Source organism: Campylobacter concisus, assembly GCF_015230035.1.
GTDB lineage: Bacteria > Campylobacterota > Campylobacteria > Campylobacterales > Campylobacteraceae > Campylobacter_A > Campylobacter_A concisus_BK.
This window is the reverse complement of sequence record NZ_JAAKZD010000013.1, coordinates 29,236-47,628: the sequence shown is the minus strand read 5'-3', so window position 1 is coordinate 47,628 and position 18,393 is coordinate 29,236. Positions and strand designations below refer to the sequence as shown.

Genomic DNA, 18,393 nt, shown 5'->3' with positions numbered 1-18,393 from the left:
TACCACGACGGCTTTACTTACGTAAGATCTGGCGGCCTAGTCTCGGATGTAAATTTCAAAGATAAAACCCTCATGATCGTAAAAACTAAGATCAAATTTGAAGATATAAATGAGGTGGAGATAGTTAAAAAAATTTGTAGTATAAAAACTAAATGAGCGTTTTTACCTTCTCCCAAAGCTCGATGTCGCCGTCTATCTTCGTAAAAATGGTAGAAATTTCTATATTTTTTACATTTAAATTTTCTTTGTATTTTTTTAAATCTCTTAGTTTTAGTTTTTCTTGCAAGAAGCTAAATTCATACTCGATTTGACCTCTAGTAACGGCGATCTTGGATAAATTTTCTGCATCAAATTTGCCAACTTTTGCAACATCAAATTTATATCCACGAGCGCAAGCCTCTTTATAAACTTCCAAAAGATAGGCATTTATAGCATTGATAGAGTTTTGATGAGTGTAAAATCTAATTAATTGTGGGTGGTTTTTATAGCCTTTTGTCAGCCCTTCTAAAACATTTTTAGCCAGCAAAGCCTCTCTCCACAGAGCCACAAGACCCTTTGCGTCAAGATATTTAAAATTTATCGTCCAGAGTCTCATTTTTACCTTATTTACATAATTAAAAATATTAGTTACCCTTTGCTATCTATGGTTTTTGTTTTACTAAGTCAAAAAGCCAACTAAAAAGTTCTGATAATAATAGTTTGTGATTTTATGCATAAAGACTTTAACATAACGTTAAAACCGTGGCTCAATGCTTATAAAAGTTGATAAAAGTTTGTGCTGTTTATAAATAGTGGTCAAATTTTAAAAATTTAATCCTTCCAAAGCCACCATTTTAGCTTGGTCTTGTCTGGGTGCGGCGTATTTGCATAGTAGCAAACCATGCGGTAAACATAGAGGATACACCTATCACTACCGCGTCCGAGCGCCTTTGTGCGTTCAAACATCTCCTCAGTATCCACGCCCTTTAAAGAAGCAATGTCTGTGTAGCCAAGTGCCAGTAGATCCGCCTGCGTCGCCTTGCCGACATAGGGGATTTTCTTAAAATCGCTCAAAATTTACCTCAAATTTCTTTTAAATTCCGTCAAATTCGCTGCTTTAAATGAAATTTTAAATTTAACTCCTGCGTGTTGCAAAGCTCACTAAATTTCATCTTGCAACTACGCTAAGTCGTTATCCAAGCTTCTGGCGAGGTGGTTTAATTTAAAAATTTCTTACGCGAAAAACCATGCTTAAAAATGATTTTAGATCAAATTTTATGCAAGTTAGGGCGCTAAATTTGCTCCAAAATTCTCTCGCAAATTTCTCTTGGGTTTGCGTTTTCATAAATCGGCCTGCCAACGACGACAAAGTCGCTGCCCTCTTGCTTTGCGCTAACTAAATTTGCAACCCTCTTTTGATCGCCCGCACTCTCGCCAAAAGGCCTAACTCCAGGGCAAAGCGTGATGAAATTTTGATTTGTCACGTCTTTTATGAGCTTGCTTTCAAAGACCGAACAGACCATGCCATCAAGCCCCGCTTCAAAGCTCATCTGGCTAAATTTCCTAACCGAGCGAGAAATAGTATCGTTATAAACCGCTTCAAATTCGCTCTCGCTAAAGCTAGTTAGCGCTGATACTGCAAGCACCAAAGGGCGATTTTGCAGCGCATTAAGACGCTCCATGACGGTCTTCATCGCTCTCTCGCCAGCGCTTGCGTGCAAATTTATCATATCCACGCCTATCTTTGAGACGACCTCAGCGGCGTCTGCCATGGTGTTTGGGATATCATAGAGCTTTAGATCAAGGAAAATTTTAAACTCCCCTGCTCCTTTTAGCTCCTCTATAAATTTAGCTCCATCTCTAAGATAGCTTCTAAGCCCCACTTTTAGCCAAAGATCAAGCCCTTTTAGCTCACGCACGAGGGCTAAATTTTCATCCTTGCTAGCCATGTCAAGAGCGACACAGAGCCTCATAGATCGCCCTTTATCTTATCTAACACGCCGTTTATAAATTTTGGCGCCTGGTCGCTTCCAAGCTCTTTTGCAAGCTCGATCGCCTCATTTATGATGACGGCTTTATCTGTTTGGCTAAATTTCATCTCATAAAGCCCAAGTCTAAGGATGGCTAGCTCTGTTGCGCCAACCTTGCTAAAGTCGCCATCTTTTAGGTGTGGCTTTAAAATTTCATCTAGTTTTTCTTTATTTGCAAGCACCTCTTTAAATGTTTGCAAAGCTTCATTTTTACGCTCGTTTCTTATCTTTTTCTCTTCTAAAAATTCCTCTTCAAACTCCGCAGTTACGGGATTTATCTCGTTTGAGTAAAGCAGTGAAACGATCGCTTGTCTGACCTGATGACGTGTGGCCATTTTACTCTCCTAACTTTTTATATAAATTTAGCATCTCTATGACGCCCGTCATCGCTTCAAAGCCCTTGTTTCCGGCCTTGCTGCCAGCTCGCTCGATCGCTTGCTCGATGTTATCTACCGTTAGCACGCCAAAAGTGACTGGTTTTGCGTATTTTAGCGTCACGTTTGCGATGCCTTTGGTGGTCTCAGCGCTTACGTAGTCAAAGTGTGGGGTTGCGCCTCTTATCACCGCCCCCACGCAGCAAACCGCATCAAATTTACCGCTTGCAAGCACCTTTTCAAGCGCCATAGGTATCTCAAATGCCCCAGGGACTAGTACTAAAGTTAAATTTTTCTCGTCGCCGCCGTGGCGTAAAAATGCGTCTTTTGCGCCCTCTACCAAGCGGTCTGTGATGATGTGATTAAACCTTGCGTTTATGATCGCTATCTTTTCGTTGCCTTTTAGGGCTAAATTTCCCTCGATTATTTTCATGTCTGCTCCTTAAATTTCTATCCGTCGTAGTCCGTGTCACGCGTGATGATGACCTTGTAGCTAGGGTAGGCGCTGCTTACTTGCGATAAAATTTCGCAGTAGAGTGCCGAGCTATCTGGTGCGTTAAAGTCTATGACGATATCAAACGTGATCGTGTTTGTCTCTTTATTTATGTAAAATCCATGCATTTGCTTGATAAATTTATGCCCAAAAACTATCTTTTCGACATTTAGCCTTTTTGCGTTGTTCTCTTTATCAAATGCATAGATGCCAATGGTATCTAAAACAATGTTAAATTTCGCAAAAATTTCATTTTGTATGCGTCTAGTAAGCGCGTCTATCTGCGCAGCACTCATATCGTGTTCCACCTCTATATGTACGCTGCCTAGCTTCTTGTCTGGGCTGTAGTCGTTAAAGATAAGGTCATAAGCCCCAAGCACACCATCAAACGAGCGTACACACTCATAAATTTCCGAGCTATCGCCACTAGGCATCCTTTCGCCTAAAATTTTATCTATCGCGTCACGTAAAATTTCAAGTGCCGCTTTGATAAGAAGTAGCGATATCGCGACGCCAAGATATGCCTCAAGGCTAACGCCAAAAAACACAAAAACCAAGGCCGCCAAAAGCGTACCAAGCGAGATGAGAGAGTCAAATTTCGCATCCACGCCGCTTGCTATGAGCGAGTCAGAATTTACCCTCTCGCCAACTTTTTGTGTGTAGATCCCAAGTACAAATTTGACCACCACCAAAATGGCTATCAGTACGAGCGAGATAGTGTCGTAGTTTGGGGTGCTTGGCGAGATGATCTTTTTAGCTGACTCGACCACCGAGGTGCCACCTGTATAAAGTATGATCACGCCTATAACGATGGCCGTTAGATACTCCACTCTGCCGTAGCCAAATGGGTGCTCTTTATCTGGCCTTTTCTCAGCTATTTTTATGCCAACGATAGTTATAACAGACGAGAACGCGTCACTTAGGTTATTTACCGCGTCCAAGATGATAGCGATCGAGCCGCTAGCAAAGCCCGCTACAGCCTTTATAGCCGCCAAAATGGCATTTGTCACTATACCTATAATACCTGTTTTTACGATGGTCTTATCTCGCGACGTTACCTACTCTACTACTTCCAAATTTGCTCCTTAAACGATCTTTAACATCACCACGCTAAAGATAATGAGCGATAAAAAGAGGGCTTTTTCTAAATTTACCTTTTCGTTGTTAAATACCACCCCAACTAACACTAGGGTAAATTTTCTCGTCTCCTTTTAAAGCTAAATTTCCTTCGATTATTTTCATTAATTTTTCCTTAGATTTTGCGTAGTTTATCAAAATCTTATTTAAACTAATGCTAATATCTAATCTCAAAAGAAACGCTAAAATTTCTACCAGGAGCAGTATATCGCTCAAGTCCAGTACCATCAAATTTAACATAGCTTTGGTTGCCGTTATATCTAAGCTGTCTTAAATTTTCCCAAGTAGAATACTCTTTATTAAAAATATTAAACACCCCTGCATTTATGCTGAAATTTTTACTGATCTTATACCCCATAGTTAAGTCAAAAACAAAATAGCTTTTACTTAGAAATTTATGTGCTTCTGGCTGTGTTGTGCCAGTTACTTTACCTGTATCTCTATCAACAGTTATTTGAGAAAAATTTGGTGGTATTTTTGAAACTGCATCTTTTGCTTTTTTGGCTGCTACAAATTTGCTAGTTAGCAAGAGATCAAATTTATTATCACTATACCCAAGCCCAGCCACTGCAGTAAATGGCTGAATAGCCATAAGTGAAGTCCCATCATTTTTTTTGCCAAGTGCATAGGTCGCTTTTAAGCTTGCATATAAATTTTTATTTAAATTTAGCACATCACCATTTACATGTGAATTTAGTTCCAAACCTTTGACGGTGGCTCTACCAACATTTACGTGTTTAAAATCAAGACTTTTTTTGCTGTATTTTTTTACAAAATCAAATGTCGCAAAGTCAAGTTCTTCTATCTCATCAATACCAACCTCATAATCACTATCAATAAAATCTCTATATTTAGAATAAAAAGCACTAAGAGCAAGCGCATAACTCTGGCCTGATGACAATAAACTTACCTCATGATTAAAGGCTTTTTCTGGTTTTAGCTCTAAATTTCTAACATATCTTGTACTATCCCTTGGTGTATCAAAATACATCTCCTCCACTCTTGGCGCACGAAAACCGGTACTAAATGCGTAGCTAACACTCACATTGTTATTTATATCATATTGGGCTCCTGCATTGTAGGTAATGGCTTTAAATTTACTTTTTTGTAGCTCTGGTGTTGTGACCATTTTATATCCTGCACCAGAGGCAACAGATGCTTGCTCTGGTTTATAAACATATCTATCAAGCCTAACTCCATAGTTTAGACTTAAGGCCTCATTTAAGCTCATATCATCTCCCAGAAAAACATATTCAAGAGTGCTTTTTACTGGCTGAGCAAAGGTTACGTCCGTTGCTTTAACTGGCTTAAAAGGATTTGCTGGATCTACAATAAAACCGCTGCCACCCCATTTTGTATTAAAACTTTGTCTAAGTTGTAAATTTTTATTTTTAAAGGTAGAGATATGCTTACCAAAGCCAAAACTCAATATGTGAGAAAATTTACCTGCATTAATGTCGCCACTCATGCCGCTTATATCGAACTGTTTTTTGTCTTGAAAAAATTCGTAGCTATCTTTTTGATCAAAGCTTGAGTTGTATTGCATGTCGCTTGGATAGTTTGCATGATATCTTGTGAAATTTGACCTCTGCTGTACTCTTTGCTTATAAAAACTTACCTTTAAATTACTTAGTAAAGCATCATGGTCTGGCACAAACTCATAGTAAATCCCGTATCTTTTGTAAGGGATGCTATCTCTTGTTTGCTTTCTATTAAGTGTTGCGGTGCTATTACTCTTCTCTTCTGTAAAATAGTTTTGCCTAAAGTCTTCATAGGATGTATTTATAAAATGCGAGTCAAACCTATAGCCAAATTTCATCAAATTTGAGTGCGTGCGAAATCTCACATCATCGGGTAAAATTCTACCAAAGGAGCAAAGCTCTGGGTATTTATCCGCCAAATACGAATCCTCTATACTAGTCCCCATTCCACAAAATGGCACATCATTTAGCTTACCGCTGTAAAAATTCTTTGTCTGTTTGCCGCGCTTATACGTATGCTGAAATAGTGCTTCGATACCGCCTACTTTTACGCCTGCACCTGCAACTTGCCTAAATTCACTATTTTTTGATGCGTATGCGCTTTTGCTATAGAAGCCAACATTTTGCCCATCCCTTACAAAATCATCAACATTTTTTGTCTGCATACTAACGCTACCACCGATCGCGCCACTGCCTTTGTTTAATGAATTTGCACCTTTTACAAACTCTACACTGCTTATGTTTTCAAGCTCGGTGCTGTTTCGATTGCCATTTAATATCCCTAAAATATTGTAAGAACGAGGCATAAAGCTCTCAACAGCTTCCATTCCGTCTATTTTTAAAGAAACCCTATCACTATCTACACCTCGTATAGCATACCCATTATTTCCACTTCTGCCGCCTTCTGTAACAGTTACGCCAGTTTCGTTTCGTACGAGATCTCGCTCGGATAAAATTTGACCTTTTTTTAGCTCGCTTTTGCTAAGCTCTGTCTTTTTCGCTGAGATACCACTCGCACTTACTACAACACCTTCTAGCAGCGTATCTTGCGATGAAAAGACAAAGCTGGACGCCACACCAGAGATAAACAAAATTCTACAAATTTGCACAATGTCTCCTTGAATTTAAAAAATAACTTGAAAGTGTAGTGTTATTTATATAAATTTATTTTGAATTTAAAAATCAATATTTTGTAAAAAATAATATTTATAGAGACTAGCATCTTAGAAAGTGAGTTTAAATATTATTATTTTTAGAGTATATAAGTGCATAAATTTGAAGTTATCTGTTTTTAAAAAATATATTTAAATTTGGCTCATTACACGATCTTTAACATCACCACACTAAAGATGATGAGCGATAAAAAGAGTGCTTTTTCTAAATTTACCTTTTCGTTGTTAAATACCACCCCAACTAGCACTGCTCCAACAGCGCCTATGCCAGTCCAGATCGCATACGCCACCGACATAGCGATAGTTTGCATCGCATAGCTAAGTAGCGTTAGAGAAAGGGCGAAATTTCCAAGCAAAAGGATAAAATTTGCCCACTTTTTTACGCCTGTGCTTTTTGAAAATTTCGTGATAAAAAAGACGCCAGAGACCTCGCAACATCCAGCTAGTAAAAGCGCTAAAAAGTGGATCATTCTTTTATGCCTTTTAGTCCAAGCACGCCCAAAATGAGCGTCGCTATGAAAAATAGCCTAATGAAATTTGGCATGATCCCGCTTGCTACGTAGTCGCTAACGATCTCGGCTATAACGATAAAAGCCGTCCCAAAGCCCACAAATACAGCATAAGAGATACTTACGGGCAGATATTTTAAAGCCTTCATAAAAGAGATAAAACTTATGCTTACAAGCAGCGTCGTAAGTAAAAATTCACTTAAATTTGACGCGTGCTTTAGCCCATACGCCCAGCCACACTCAGCCACAGCACCTAGAAATATCCACAAAAAGCCTCTATTTGACATAAATTTACTTCAAACCTTTTATGGTATCAACGATCTCTTTTACATTTGCGCTAATCGCCTTATTTTCAAAGCTATCATCGTTATTTTGTCCAACTAGCCCCTTTAAATTTCCAAAGACTCCAGGGTTAAACCTTAGCTCACTAGAGCTATAATGCCTCAAAACTTCGCCATTTCTAACGACTTCTACCTCGTAAGTAAGGTAGATATTGCCCATCCTGTCGCTTTTAGCAAAGGTCGCTTCGCCTATAAATTCCCTGCGGTGAGTTATCTTTATCTTTAGCTCGTCGCTTGAGTTAGGATCGAGCAAATTTTCTTTTGTAAGCGCCTCAGTGATTTGTTTGTTATACTTTTTCTCGATCATTTTTGGGCTTTGATAGAAAAATTTTGTCGGTTCGTGGCGCTGCACATGAGTGTAGCTAATGCCCTCAAATTTATACTTGCCGGCAAGTGGCACCTTTGGCTGAGATGAGCCACAACCTACTAAAAATAACACTCCCAAAAGTAGCGCTAAAATCCTTTTCATACCTCTCTCCTTAGTTTAAAAATTTAAAATTTCCTCTATCTTTAGCGTGTCATTTACGACCTTTTCAAGCTCGTCTAAATTTAGCATATTTGGTCCGTCACATAGCGCCTCGCAAGGGTTTATGTGCGTCTCATAGAAAAATCCATCCACCCCAACGCTAGCTGCTGCTCTTGCAAGATAAGGCACAAACCTGGCATCTCCGCCACTTTTTTCGCCAAGTGCGCTTGGCATCTGCACGCTGTGGGTCGCGTCAAAAATGACTGGCGCAAATTCTCTCATCATCACCAAATTTCTCATATCAACGACTAAATTTCCATATCCAAATGTGCTACCTCGCTCCGTTAGCCAGACGCCATTTGCCTTTGCGACCTCGTATCCATCGCCGCTAACTCCTCTTGTTTCAAGCACCTTTTTAACAGAGTGCTTCATAGCTGAAGCTGCTAAAAACTGCCCTTTTTTGATATTTACGACCGCTTTTGTCTTTGCAGCCGCTACTAAAAGGTCAGTTTGGCGGCACAAAAATGCAGGGATCTGCAGCACATCAGCCACTTCGCCAACTGGCTGAGCTTGATAGCTCTCGTGGATGTCGGTTAAAATTTTAAAGCCAAATTCTTTTTTCACCTCAGCTAAAATTTCACAACCCTTCTCTAACCCAGGGCCGCGAAATGAGCTAATGCTCGTGCGATTTGCCTTATCAAAGCTAGACTTAAAGTAAAAATCAAGCTTTGGATTTTCATTAAATTTAACTAGCCTTTTTGCCACTTCAAAAACAAGCTCCTTGCTCTCTATCACGCAAGGTCCAGCGATTAAGATCATTTTTTCTCCTTTATTTTTCTCTAAATTTTCTAATCCAATCTATCAAAAGCGGTCTATCATCGTTTGCAGGCACTTCAAACCATTGAGAACAAAGTTTATAGTATATGCCATTTATTAGTATTGGGACCGCATAGTAGCGAACTTTTTCATATTCACTATCTGCCTTAACTAATGCAGCATAGTTTAGCCCGAGATAATCTTTGCTATATTTTTCACTTTGTAGCCTGCTTATCTCATCCGCACTCACTCTACCACTTTCTAAAATTTCTCTCATTATGATACGCGCTATTTGTCCGACTTTTAGCTCTGCGTATTCATCTTGATTGTTTTTGTTGTCAATATATTCTTTAGAAAATTGATAAGCATTTGAGACTATTTTTCGCTTCTCTTTTTCGATTTTTTCAATACTTTTTGGCTCTTTTTTATCAAATAAAGTTAGCATCTGATAAGAGCGCATAAAAAGCTCTGCTGTGTCGGCTATGTTGCCACTTACTTCCAAAATAGGTTTTAAGACAGAATTTAAAAAGTCATCATTAGCAATTATTCTAAAATCGAATTCCAATCCCATTTCAAGCATCATCTCATTTAGATCAATAAAGCAAGGTTGCAATGCATATAAAATTTGTTTGTTTATTTTTGGAGATGCAAAAATAATATTAGCTTTTTTAACACCAAAATATCCATAAATACACATAGCTGTTCTTACACATTTTTTTACAACTCTAGCCACCGTTTCATAAAGTCCACAATAATTTAGTCCTGACTCATGAAAAGCAACATCAACTGCATAAATTTCACTAACTCCATCACTCATACAAACGCCAAGTGCATCACACTCTGCTTGTTGCAAAAGTTGATTTAATGAGGTATTTTGTTTATAAATTTTATATCCGTATTTGTTAGAAAAAAACTCATCTGTTTTTAACATTATATTTTCTAACTCGTCTGAAAATTTTATCTCCCATTTTGGAGAAATTTTCCAGTTAGTTTGCACTATTTGGCACTCTTTTACGTGGCGAAGCCAAGAATAAAATAAAGACTCTCCAATTTCTATTTTCATAGCGTTACCCTATTTTTTATTTTTCTTTAACAACTAAAATTCCACTCACCACAACAAGCACGATACCTGCGAGTGCTAGGTGATTTGGCAACGCATCGCCCATAAAATAGCCAATAATAAGCGTAAAAATGACGTCAGCGTAGCTAACCGCAGCGATCACACCAGCCTTTTTGCCAACTGCAAATGCCTTTGTCATAAACGCCTGAAAATAGTAGCCACTAAGCCCCATTAGCACGATGAAAATGAGGTTGTGCCAGCTTGGCATAGCAAATTTAGAAAATAAAAAATCCAGAGGCTCATAAGTAAAAAACTCAGCCATCCCCATGCAAATAAGCGGCAAAAACGAGCCCCAAAGCATGAAACTTAGCACGATCACGTTTGTGCCGTAGCTCTTGTTTAGCTCTTTGACACTTGTATAGGCAATAGCCGCTCCAAGGCCGCTCCAAATGCCGATGATATCGGTTTTATTGATACCTAAATTTGGCTGGATAACAAGCAAAATCCCGCCAAATCCCAAAAAGACAGCAAACCAGCCAAGCGAGCTTAGCCGCTCTTTAAACACGATAGCTGCGAGAATGGCTGTAAATATCGGGTTTGTCTTTTGAAAGGTAAAGGCTGTGGCTAAATTTACATGCGCGACGTTGTAAAAAAAGGCAAAAAGAGCCACCGTGCCCACAAAACCGCGAAACATCAGCAAGAAAAAGTGTCCGCCAGTTTGTTTAAATGGAAATTTATAGATGGCGTAGATGACGATGAAAAGTCCGATCAAATTTCTAAAAAAAACAACTTCGATAGAAGGCATATCTTTGCTCAGATACTTTGCAAATGCGCCAGTCACGGCAAACATAAAGCAAGCAAAGAGCATGTAAAAAATGCCAAGATGTGAAATATAAAACCTTTTTAACATCGCAAAACCTCTAAATTTGAAGCACTCATTTTAATAAAAAATGGCTTAAATTTTGGTTGATTTTTTCTTTTATTTCGGCGCTTTTAAGCGTAATTTTATACTTTATATAAGAGAAAAATTTGTATAATCAGCCATCATAAAAAGGACAAAATTTGCAAAAAGTAATATTAGTAGGCAAGCCAAATGTCGGCAAAAGCTCACTTTTTAACCGCTTAGCAAGAAGACCCATCGCCATAACAAGCGACGTTAGCGGCACTACAAGAGATACAAACAAAGCTAAGATCGAAGTTGAGGGCAAAGAGTGTATATTAATCGACAGCGGCGGGCTTGATGATAGCAGCGAGCTTTTTAAAAACGTAAAAGCAAAGACCCTAGCAGAGGCTAAAAACTCAGACGTTATCCTCTACATGGTCGATGGCAAAATGATGCCAGATGACGAGGATAGAGCCATTTTTTACGAGCTTAGCAAGCTAAATTTACCAATCGCTCTAGTCATCAATAAAATCGACAGCAAAAAAGACGAGCAAAGAGAGTGGGAATTTGTAAGTTTTGGCGCAAAAAACTCATTTGGAATTTCAGTAAGCCACAACACTGGCGTCGATGAGCTTAGCATCTGGCTGGCAAAACACCTAGAAGCGAAAGTGCAGATAAAGGCCGATACAAGCGATGATTTTGATGATTTTTTAGAAAACTATAACGACAAGGGCGAGCTTAGCGACGAGATAGACTATGAGAGCAAAAACATAAGAGTTGGCATCATAGGCCGCGTAAATGTCGGCAAAAGCTCACTTCTAAACGCCCTTGTAAAAGAGAGCCGTGCCGTTGTTAGCGACGTCGCAGGCACTACGATCGACCCAGTCAATGAAATTTACGAGCATGACGGCAGAGTTTTTGAGTTTGTCGATACTGCTGGTATCAGAAAGCGTGGCAAGATCGAGGGCATCGAGAGATACGCGCTAAATAGAACTGAGAAAATTTTAGAAGAGACAGACGTAGCGCTACTTGTGCTTGATAGCTCTGAGCCGCTAACCGAGCTTGATGAGCGTATCGCTGGCATCGCCTCTAAATTTGAGCTTGGCGTCATCATCGTGCTAAACAAATGGGACAAAAGCAGCGAAGAATTTGACGAACTTTGCAAAGAGATAAAAGATAGGTTTAAATTTCTCTCATATGCGCCGATCATCAGCGTTTCAGCACTTGGCGGCAAGAGAGTGCATAAAATTTACCCACTCATAGTTGAAATTTACAAAAACTACACCCAAAAAATTCAAACTTCAAAGCTAAATGAAGTGATCGGCGAAGCGACCAAAGCGCACCCGCTGCCACGAGATAAAGGCAGGGTCGTGAAAATCTACTATGCAGCGCAGTTTAAGACCGCACCTATCATGATAGCGCTCATAATGAACCGCCCAAAATGCCTGCACTTTAGCTACAAACGCTACCTAACAAACAAGCTTAGAGAGAGCTTTAGCCTAGCTGGTGTGCCTATCGTGCTGATCCCTAAAAAACGTGGAGAGAGTGATGAAGACAAAGAACAATAATATCGTTTTGATAGGGTTTATGGGCGTTGGCAAGGGCACGACTGCAAGGGCGCTAAGCAAGGCGCTAAAGACGATGAATCTTGACTGCGACGACTTGCTAGAGAGCTCGCAAAACATGAAGATAAAAGCTATCTTTGATGAATTTGGCGAAGAGCATTTTAGGCAGCTTGAAAAAGACCTGGCTAAATTTCTAGCCACAAATGTCAAAAACGCGATCATCTCGACAGGCGGAGGCTTTGCGAAGGTTAAAAATCTAAACAAAATAGGCACCGTGATCTATCTAAAAGCAAGCTTTGATGCGATCATGCAAAGGCTAAAAAATAGCAAAAATAGCGAGAAAAAGCTCGCCAAACGCCCGCTTTTAAGCGACCTAAAAAAGGCTGAGGCGCTACATCTGGAGCGAGAGAAGCTATATGAGAAAAAGGCTGATTATATCGTTGAAGTGGAGGGCAAAACTCCAAAGCAGATCGTAAAAGAGATAAGGATACTTTTAAAAATTTAAATTTAGTTGCAAAGTAGCGCGGGCTACTTGCAACGATAAATTTCAAGATCAAGCTAGATGGCTGTCTGGCGTGGTGTTGGAATTTGTGATGTTTGAGCTAAATTTAACGTTTTGTAGTGAGAAATTTTGACGAAATTTTGAGATAAATTTGCTTTACTTTGATAGAGCGCTAAAGTGGCAAATGTCGTGCAGTCAAATTTAATAGGCATTTAGCCTGCGAGATAAATTTTAAGATCAAGCTAGACGCATAAAGTCTAACGTGATGTTAAAATTTAAAACGTTTCGGCAAAGAATTTTTTGTTTAGGCGAGGCGAAATTTTGTTTTTCTGCCGAGTTAAATTTTAAGATTAGATTAGACGCAAAGTCTGATGTAACGTTAAAAATTTAAAAAAGCATTTTGGCGAAGTGTTTTGAGATGAATTTAAATGTTGTGCAGTTAAATTTTAATCAAGACTAGGCATTTAGCCTGTCGATGATTAAAATTTACAAACTCATTTAAAGGCGCTCAAAAAAACGAAGCCAAAATTTGAAAGGATAAGATGAGAGTACTAACCGGCCTCCAACCAAGCGGAAAGCTGCATTTAGGCAACTATTTTGCCTCGATAAAGCAGATGGTTGATATGCAAGAAAAAAACGAAATGTTTATGTTTATAGCAAACTACCACGCGATGACCAGTCTTAGCGACGGCAAAGCACTAAAGCAAAACACTTTTGACGCTGCGTGTGCCTTTTTGGCGCTTGGGATCGACCCAAACAAGAGCATTTTTTGGGTGCAAAGCGACGTTAAAGAGGTGCTTGAGCTTTACTGGGTGCTAAGCCAGCACACCCCTATGGGTCTACTTGAGCGCGCGCACAGCTACAAAGACAAGGTCGCAAAGGGCCTTAGCTCACACCACGGACTCTTTAGCTATCCGGTTTTGATGGCGGCTGATATATTGCTTTATAACGCGCAGGTCGTGCCTGTGGGCAAGGACCAGATCCAGCACGTAGAGATCGCACGTGATATTGCGATCAAATTTAACAACGAACATGGCGAGATTTTCACTCTGCCTGAAGCAAAGATCGATGAAAACGTCGCTACCGTGCCTGGCACAAACGGCGAAAAGATGAGCAAAAGCTACGGCAATACAATCGATATCTTCGCAGACGCCAAAACGCTTAAAAAGCAAATTTCTAGCATCGTAACTGACGGCACACCGCTTGAAGAGCCAAAGCAGTGGCAAAACTGCAACGTTTATAATATCGCAAAGCTTTTCTTAGACGATAACGGACAGCGCGACTTGCAGGCTAGATATGAGCGTGGTGGCGAGGGGCATGGACACTTTAAAGCCTATCTAAACGAGCTTGTTTGGGAGTATTTTAAAGAGGCGAGAGAGAAATTTGAGCATTATCAAAACAACCCTGACGAGGTGGCTGGAATTTTAGAAGTGGGCGCCAAAAAGGCAGAAAATATCGCTAACGCAACGATAAAAAAAGTGCGTGAAGCAGTTGGAATTTACAGATAAGGAAAAAAATGCAAAATTTATACCCATACGCGCAGATAGTCCATCTTTTTTGTGCGATCATATTTGTTGGTTATCTATTTTTTGATGTGATCATATTAAGAGCGGCGAGCAAAAAGATGCCACCAGAGCTTGCGCAAAAGGCAAAACAAGCCATCGGCTCAGTAGCTGTTAGGATCATGCCTATTTGTCTGCTAATTTTAGTTCTAACTGGTGGCATGATGATGAGTAACTGGGTTGGCAGCAAGGCCGGAGGCTACTTTGAGACAAATTTACAGATCGCTTTTATGATCAAATTTTTCTTAGCGATGGTGATCGTGGCTGCGGTGATAGTAAATTTGAGCTGCAAATTTATATTTAAGCGCCCTAGCCCACTTGGCAACATCCACCCTATCGCACTTACGCTTGCGGTGCTAATCGTCCTGCTTGCAAAAGTTATGTTTATGGTTTAAGGAGAGGATAATGATAAATTTAAAACTACTTGAGACAAACTACGATGAATTCGTAAAAAAACTAGAGGGTAAAAACGTTAAAGCTAGCTTGCTAGACGAGCTTTTGCACACTTTTAACGAGCTAAAGCAAAAGCGCAAAGCGCTTGAAAATTTCCAAGCGATCCAAAACGCAAAAAGCAAAGAGCTTGGCATAAAAGCAAGAGCCGGCGAGGACGTGAGCGAGCTTAAGAGTGAGCTAAATTTAAACAAATCTGCCCTTGCTGACGCTGATGAGATCGTTAAACAATATGAAGAAAAGCTTGAGCAAATTTCATTTAGCGTGCCAAATATCACTGACGATGACGTGCCATTTGGCAAGGACGAGGACGATAATGTCTGCATAAAAACGGTGCTTGAACCAACTAAATTTGACTTTACGCCAAAGGAGCACTGGGAGCTAGGTGAGAGCCTTGGCTGGCTTGACTTTGAAAGAGGCGCAAAGCTCTCAGGATCTCGCTTTACCGTGCTTCGTGGCATGGGAGCAAGGCTTAGTAGAGCGCTTGTTAATTACATGATCGACTTTAACAGCGCGCGAGGCTTTGAGCTTGTAAATGTCCCTTATCTAGTAAGCTCAAACACACTTTTTGGCACCGGTCAGCTGCCTAAATTTGAAGAGGATCTTTACAAGGTACGCGACGAGGACCTCTATCTCATCCCAACTAGCGAAGTGCCCGTGACAAATTTATACAATGACACGATCATTGAAGCCGAGCAGCTACCTATAAAGATGACTTGCTACTCAGCATGCTTCCGCCAAGAGGCAGGCTCAGCAGGACGTGACACCAGAGGCATGATCCGCCAGCACCAGTTTGAAAAAGTAGAACTTGTAAGCATCACAAAGCCTGATCAAAGCGAGGGCGTGCTTGCTGAGATGATATCTTGCGCTAGTGACTTGCTAACTAGTCTTGGGCTGCCTCACCGCCACATGCTTCTTTGCAGCGGCGATCTAGGCTTTAGCGCGGCAAAGACGGTAGATCTTGAGGTTTGGCTACCAGGTCAGGGCAAATACCGCGAGATAAGCTCTATCTCTAACACTCGTGACTTTCAAGCAAGACGCGCAAAAATTCGCTTTAAAGATGGCAAGAAAAATATGCTTGTAAATACCCTAAATGGCTCAAGTCTGGCAGTTGGCAGGACGCTAATAGCGATAATGGAGAACTACCAAAAAGCTGATGGCACTATCGAAATTCCAGAAGTTCTTAAAAGGTATATGTAGTGGCTGATGACGAGGTTGTAGTTCTAAAACCACCTGGCGAGCAAGCAGAGCAAGCGCCTGAAGAGGCAAAGACAGAGGCACCTGAAGAGATCGTCTCGCTTGAGAGCATCGCAAATGATGGCGTGCTGCAAGATGAGAGCATCCCAGAGCCAATACCAGTAAAAAAGAGCAAGAAAAAGCTCTTTATCATCATCGGTGCGGCTGCTTTGGTGCTTGTCATCTTGATAGTTGTTTTGTTAATCGTCTTGCTAAAAAAAGATAAAAAAGAGGAGATAGACACTACAGCTATCGTAAAAAATATAGAAAACAACTACCAAACGCAAAATTTTGGCGCTTCAAAGATAGATGAGATGATAAACAAGGCCAACCAGCTCTACGAGCGTGGCAATAAATTTGAAGCGTTAAAAATTTATGAAAATATAGCTGTTTATAACCAGTCACTTTCAAACTACAACCTCGGCGTTTCGCAGATGAAACAAGAAAAATGCGACGAAGCGATCATCTCGTTTAACAAAGCAATAACTGACCGCGAAAACACCGCAGTGAGCGCCATAAACGCCGCTGTTTGCTCGCTTGAGCTAAATAACACCAAAAATTTCAACTACTACATAGGGCTTGCGGACTCCTTTTTGCAGTATGAAAACAGCTCGCCACTTTACAGCTACTACTATGCGCTGGTTAATTATTACAAGGGTAATTACTACGAGGCTCTGCAAGCACTCTCACACCCTAGCACAGATGACTATAAGGGTGAGTATGCTTACTTGAGTGCTAAAATTTTATCGCTTCTTGGAGATGACGAAAGAGCCATAGCTAAGCTTGAGGGGCAAAAGGCGTTTAAGGCTGACTTTACGCTAGCGCAGCTCTACGCAAGACTTGGCAAATACGACAAGGCAAGGGACTATCTAACAAAGGCTTCTAAAAACACGCCAAATATCGATCTTATCAAGATGACTGAGGCGTTAATCGATCTAAAGACTGCTGACTACGGCGATGCGGCGGCATTTATCAAAGATGTTTATGACTACAACGCCTCGATGCCAAGTAAAATTTACAAGATAAAGACCATCCTAAAGCCAGATCTTTTTGACGTCAGCCTAGCTCAGGCGCACTTTAGCGACGATATGTTTTTTGATAGAACAAGACGCTACGAGACGCTCTTTTACTTCGCACCCTACAAGGTTTTTGACGCGAAACAGAGCATAGAGCAGATAAGAAAAGGTGGCGTTAGCGTCTTTTTAGACGATACCTCAGCGGCAAATGACTACCTTAGTCAAAGTGCCGCCGCCTCAAAGGTCAATGCCAAACTTAGCGAAGCCATCGCAAAGGCACTTAACTACCGCTTAAAAGAGGCAAACAAGGACTTTGAAGAGCTTGCTAAAGCCTATCCAAACCACTCGATCTTGCAGTATAACCTAGCTCTTAGCTACGCTCAGCTTGGGAATTTTAGCCTTGCTGCAAAGCACTTTATAGCAAGCTATCATCAAGATGTAAATAACCATCTTTCAGGTATCTTTGGCGCGATCTGCATGGATATAAATAGAAATTTAAATCCAAAACTAGTTGAAGAGATCGGTGAAAATTTAGAAAACGACAAGAGCCTAAAGCCTGTAAATTTATACGCCTCACTTTTAAGTTTAGTTAGTGGCAACCAAAGCGCGATGATAAGGTGGCTTGAAGAGCCAAAAGAGCCTACGACGCTAAATTTAGCCTTTGATATCATCATCGCTAAAATTTCAAACAACGATGAGCTAATGTCAAAAAAGGCTGATGAGCTTATGAAAATTTTGCCAAACGACATCATCGCAAATATCTTAAATTTCATCTCTAAAAACAAAGATCAAAACATCAAAGAGTATGCAAAAGCGATACAAATTTACTTCATCGACAAAAATCTCGACTCAAACGCTTTCTACCACGGCGCTGACATCATCAAAAAGCAATACATCAAACTGCTTCAGATCTCAGGCCTGCTAACAAGGGAGCGCGACAAACTAAGAGCCCAGCTGAAAGAGGCTCCAAAAAATATAAATTTGATCCAAACTCTGGCCTACGTGGATATCTTTACAAATGACTTTGATGAGAGCTATAAGCTTTATAATGAAGCCATAGACGAGTTTAAGATAAATGACGCTGGCACGCTCTTTTTAGCAAGTGTAGCGGCCACTGGAGCGAATAAAATAACAAATGCTATCGCACTTTTGGAGCTTACAAAGCTAAATGATCCAAGTGCTGTTGAAAACAGAGCCGCCCTTGGCTTTATGTATCAGCAAATCGATAACATAAAAGCAGCTCTTATACAATATAGCAAGATAGGAAACGTCGGATATAACAACGAATTTTATGATTTTATGATAGATAACTAGAAAATTT

20 protein-coding genes are annotated in these 18,393 nt (G+C 40.2%); 6 read left to right on the top strand and 14 right to left on the bottom strand.

Going from position 1 to position 18,393, the window contains the following annotated elements; translation table 11 throughout:
- Nucleotides 1-148: 148 nt before the first annotated feature.
- The 13 genes from G6W41_RS08730 to G6W41_RS08670 form a co-directional block, all read right to left on the bottom strand.
- Nucleotides 149-595 carry a pyrimidine dimer DNA glycosylase/endonuclease V gene (locus tag G6W41_RS08730; RefSeq protein ID WP_194171260.1) on the bottom strand — a complete coding sequence of 149 codons (447 nt, stop codon included), beginning with the start codon at nucleotides 593-595 and terminating at the stop codon, nucleotides 149-151.
- Between the two features lie 215 nt (nucleotides 596-810).
- The gene (locus G6W41_RS08725; protein WP_194171259.1) at nucleotides 811-1,053 is read right to left on the bottom strand and encodes a helix-hairpin-helix domain-containing protein; all 243 of its coding nucleotides are present in this window, start codon (nucleotides 1,051-1,053) and stop codon (nucleotides 811-813) included.
- Between the two features lie 218 nt (nucleotides 1,054-1,271).
- Complete coding sequence (gene pyrF, locus G6W41_RS08720; RefSeq protein ID WP_194171258.1) at nucleotides 1,272-1,952, bottom strand: orotidine-5'-phosphate decarboxylase; 681 nt, start codon at nucleotides 1,950-1,952, stop codon at nucleotides 1,272-1,274.
- Complete coding sequence (gene nusB, locus G6W41_RS08715; RefSeq protein ID WP_021085959.1) at nucleotides 1,949-2,344, bottom strand: transcription antitermination factor NusB; 396 nt, start codon at nucleotides 2,342-2,344, stop codon at nucleotides 1,949-1,951. Before nusB ends, pyrF begins: the two co-directional genes overlap by 4 nt.
- A 1-nt stretch (nucleotide 2,345) precedes the next feature.
- Nucleotides 2,346-2,816: a 6,7-dimethyl-8-ribityllumazine synthase gene (gene ribH, locus G6W41_RS08710; protein ID WP_021084559.1), complete on the bottom strand. Its 471-nt coding sequence runs from the start codon at nucleotides 2,814-2,816 to the stop codon at nucleotides 2,346-2,348.
- A gap of 17 nt (nucleotides 2,817-2,833) precedes the next feature.
- Nucleotides 2,834-3,898, bottom strand: a complete 1,065-nt coding sequence (locus G6W41_RS08705) for a cation diffusion facilitator family transporter (protein ID WP_430733022.1) — start codon at nucleotides 3,896-3,898, stop codon at nucleotides 2,834-2,836.
- Between the two features lie 272 nt (nucleotides 3,899-4,170).
- Nucleotides 4,171-6,603, bottom strand: coding sequence for a TonB-dependent hemoglobin/transferrin/lactoferrin family receptor (locus G6W41_RS08700; protein WP_194171257.1), 2,433 nt, complete (start codon nucleotides 6,601-6,603; stop codon nucleotides 4,171-4,173).
- 209 nt (nucleotides 6,604-6,812) lie between these two features.
- On the bottom strand, nucleotides 6,813-7,136 hold the full coding sequence (locus tag G6W41_RS08695) for a DMT family transporter (protein WP_148802738.1): 324 nt from the start codon (nucleotides 7,134-7,136) through the stop codon (nucleotides 6,813-6,815).
- A complete protein-coding gene (locus tag G6W41_RS08690) occupies nucleotides 7,133-7,462 on the bottom strand; it encodes a DMT family transporter (protein WP_194171256.1) in 330 nt (109 codons plus the stop codon). The genes G6W41_RS08695 and G6W41_RS08690 overlap by 4 nt, the downstream gene beginning before the upstream one ends.
- Before the next feature lie 4 nt (nucleotides 7,463-7,466).
- Nucleotides 7,467-7,985 (bottom strand): hypothetical protein, encoded by a 519-nt coding sequence (locus tag G6W41_RS08685; protein WP_194171255.1) that lies wholly within the window; start codon nucleotides 7,983-7,985, stop codon nucleotides 7,467-7,469.
- 15 nt (nucleotides 7,986-8,000) lie between these two features.
- Nucleotides 8,001-8,801 (bottom strand): 3-deoxy-8-phosphooctulonate synthase, encoded by an 801-nt coding sequence (kdsA, locus tag G6W41_RS08680; RefSeq protein ID WP_004317708.1) that lies wholly within the window; start codon nucleotides 8,799-8,801, stop codon nucleotides 8,001-8,003.
- 10 nt (nucleotides 8,802-8,811) lie between these two features.
- On the bottom strand, nucleotides 8,812-9,861 hold the full coding sequence (locus G6W41_RS08675; protein ID WP_194171254.1) for a hypothetical protein: 1,050 nt from the start codon (nucleotides 9,859-9,861) through the stop codon (nucleotides 8,812-8,814).
- A gap of 16 nt (nucleotides 9,862-9,877) precedes the next feature.
- On the bottom strand, nucleotides 9,878-10,768 hold the full coding sequence (locus G6W41_RS08670) for a DMT family transporter (protein ID WP_194171253.1): 891 nt from the start codon (nucleotides 10,766-10,768) through the stop codon (nucleotides 9,878-9,880).
- 152 nt (nucleotides 10,769-10,920) lie between these two features.
- On the opposite strand from G6W41_RS08670, the gene der reads away from it, so the two are divergent.
- Both der and G6W41_RS08660 read left to right on the top strand, forming a co-directional pair.
- The gene (gene der / locus G6W41_RS08665) at nucleotides 10,921-12,309 is read left to right on the top strand and encodes a ribosome biogenesis GTPase Der (RefSeq protein ID WP_194171252.1); all 1,389 of its coding nucleotides are present in this window, start codon (nucleotides 10,921-10,923) and stop codon (nucleotides 12,307-12,309) included.
- Nucleotides 12,290-12,811, top strand: a complete 522-nt coding sequence (locus tag G6W41_RS08660; RefSeq protein WP_194171251.1) for a shikimate kinase — start codon at nucleotides 12,290-12,292, stop codon at nucleotides 12,809-12,811. Before der ends, G6W41_RS08660 begins: the two co-directional genes overlap by 20 nt.
- 53 nt (nucleotides 12,812-12,864) lie before the next feature.
- Here G6W41_RS08660 and G6W41_RS08655 read toward each other — a convergent pair whose 3' ends face one another.
- Entirely contained in the window at nucleotides 12,865-13,020 is a 156-nt protein-coding gene (locus tag G6W41_RS08655) for a hypothetical protein (RefSeq protein WP_194171250.1), read from the bottom strand.
- A 330-nt stretch (nucleotides 13,021-13,350) separates the two neighbouring features.
- On the opposite strand from G6W41_RS08655, the gene trpS reads away from it, so the two are divergent.
- From trpS to G6W41_RS08635, 4 genes are read left to right on the top strand one after another with little or no spacing between them, the layout of a single operon-like run.
- Nucleotides 13,351-14,316 (top strand): tryptophan--tRNA ligase, encoded by a 966-nt coding sequence (gene trpS / locus G6W41_RS08650; protein WP_194171249.1) that lies wholly within the window; start codon nucleotides 13,351-13,353, stop codon nucleotides 14,314-14,316.
- Between the two features lie 8 nt (nucleotides 14,317-14,324).
- The gene (locus tag G6W41_RS08645; protein ID WP_194171248.1) at nucleotides 14,325-14,765 is read left to right on the top strand and encodes a copper resistance protein CopD; all 441 of its coding nucleotides are present in this window, start codon (nucleotides 14,325-14,327) and stop codon (nucleotides 14,763-14,765) included.
- Between the two features lie 10 nt (nucleotides 14,766-14,775).
- The gene (serS, locus tag G6W41_RS08640; protein WP_194171247.1) at nucleotides 14,776-16,020 is read left to right on the top strand and encodes a serine--tRNA ligase; all 1,245 of its coding nucleotides are present in this window, start codon (nucleotides 14,776-14,778) and stop codon (nucleotides 16,018-16,020) included.
- Nucleotides 16,020-18,386, top strand: coding sequence for a tetratricopeptide repeat protein (locus G6W41_RS08635; protein WP_194171246.1), 2,367 nt, complete (start codon nucleotides 16,020-16,022; stop codon nucleotides 18,384-18,386). The genes serS and G6W41_RS08635 overlap by 1 nt, the downstream gene beginning before the upstream one ends.
- Nucleotides 18,387-18,393 lie beyond the last annotated feature (7 nt).

Excerpts from the sequence above, each read along its gene's own strand:
- G6W41_RS08690 (WP_194171256.1), bottom strand. The coding sequence starts at position 7,462 with ATGTCAAATAGAGGCTTTTTGTGGATATTTCTAGGTGCTGTGGCTGAG.
- G6W41_RS08655 (WP_194171250.1), bottom strand. The coding sequence starts at position 13,020 with ATGCCTATTAAATTTGACTGCACGACATTTGCCACTTTAGCGCTCTAT.
- G6W41_RS08660 (WP_194171251.1), top strand. The coding sequence starts at position 12,290 with ATGAAGACAAAGAACAATAATATCGTTTTGATAGGGTTTATGGGCGTT.
- ribH (WP_021084559.1), bottom strand. The coding sequence starts at position 2,816 with ATGAAAATAATCGAGGGAAATTTAGCCCTAAAAGGCAACGAAAAGATA.
- pyrF (WP_194171258.1), bottom strand. The coding sequence starts at position 1,952 with ATGAGGCTCTGTGTCGCTCTTGACATGGCTAGCAAGGATGAAAATTTA.
- serS (WP_194171247.1), top strand. The coding sequence starts at position 14,776 with ATGATAAATTTAAAACTACTTGAGACAAACTACGATGAATTCGTAAAA.
- trpS (WP_194171249.1), top strand. The coding sequence starts at position 13,351 with ATGAGAGTACTAACCGGCCTCCAACCAAGCGGAAAGCTGCATTTAGGC.
- G6W41_RS08695 (WP_148802738.1), bottom strand. The coding sequence starts at position 7,136 with ATGATCCACTTTTTAGCGCTTTTACTAGCTGGATGTTGCGAGGTCTCT.
- G6W41_RS08645 (WP_194171248.1), top strand. The coding sequence starts at position 14,325 with ATGCAAAATTTATACCCATACGCGCAGATAGTCCATCTTTTTTGTGCG.
- G6W41_RS08675 (WP_194171254.1), bottom strand. The coding sequence starts at position 9,861 with ATGAAAATAGAAATTGGAGAGTCTTTATTTTATTCTTGGCTTCGCCAC.
- nusB (WP_021085959.1), bottom strand. The coding sequence starts at position 2,344 with ATGGCCACACGTCATCAGGTCAGACAAGCGATCGTTTCACTGCTTTAC.
- kdsA (WP_004317708.1), bottom strand. The coding sequence starts at position 8,801 with ATGATCTTAATCGCTGGACCTTGCGTGATAGAGAGCAAGGAGCTTGTT.
- G6W41_RS08670 (WP_194171253.1), bottom strand. The coding sequence starts at position 10,768 with ATGTTAAAAAGGTTTTATATTTCACATCTTGGCATTTTTTACATGCTC.
- G6W41_RS08730 (WP_194171260.1), bottom strand. The coding sequence starts at position 595 with ATGAGACTCTGGACGATAAATTTTAAATATCTTGACGCAAAGGGTCTT.
- G6W41_RS08685 (WP_194171255.1), bottom strand. The coding sequence starts at position 7,985 with ATGAAAAGGATTTTAGCGCTACTTTTGGGAGTGTTATTTTTAGTAGGT.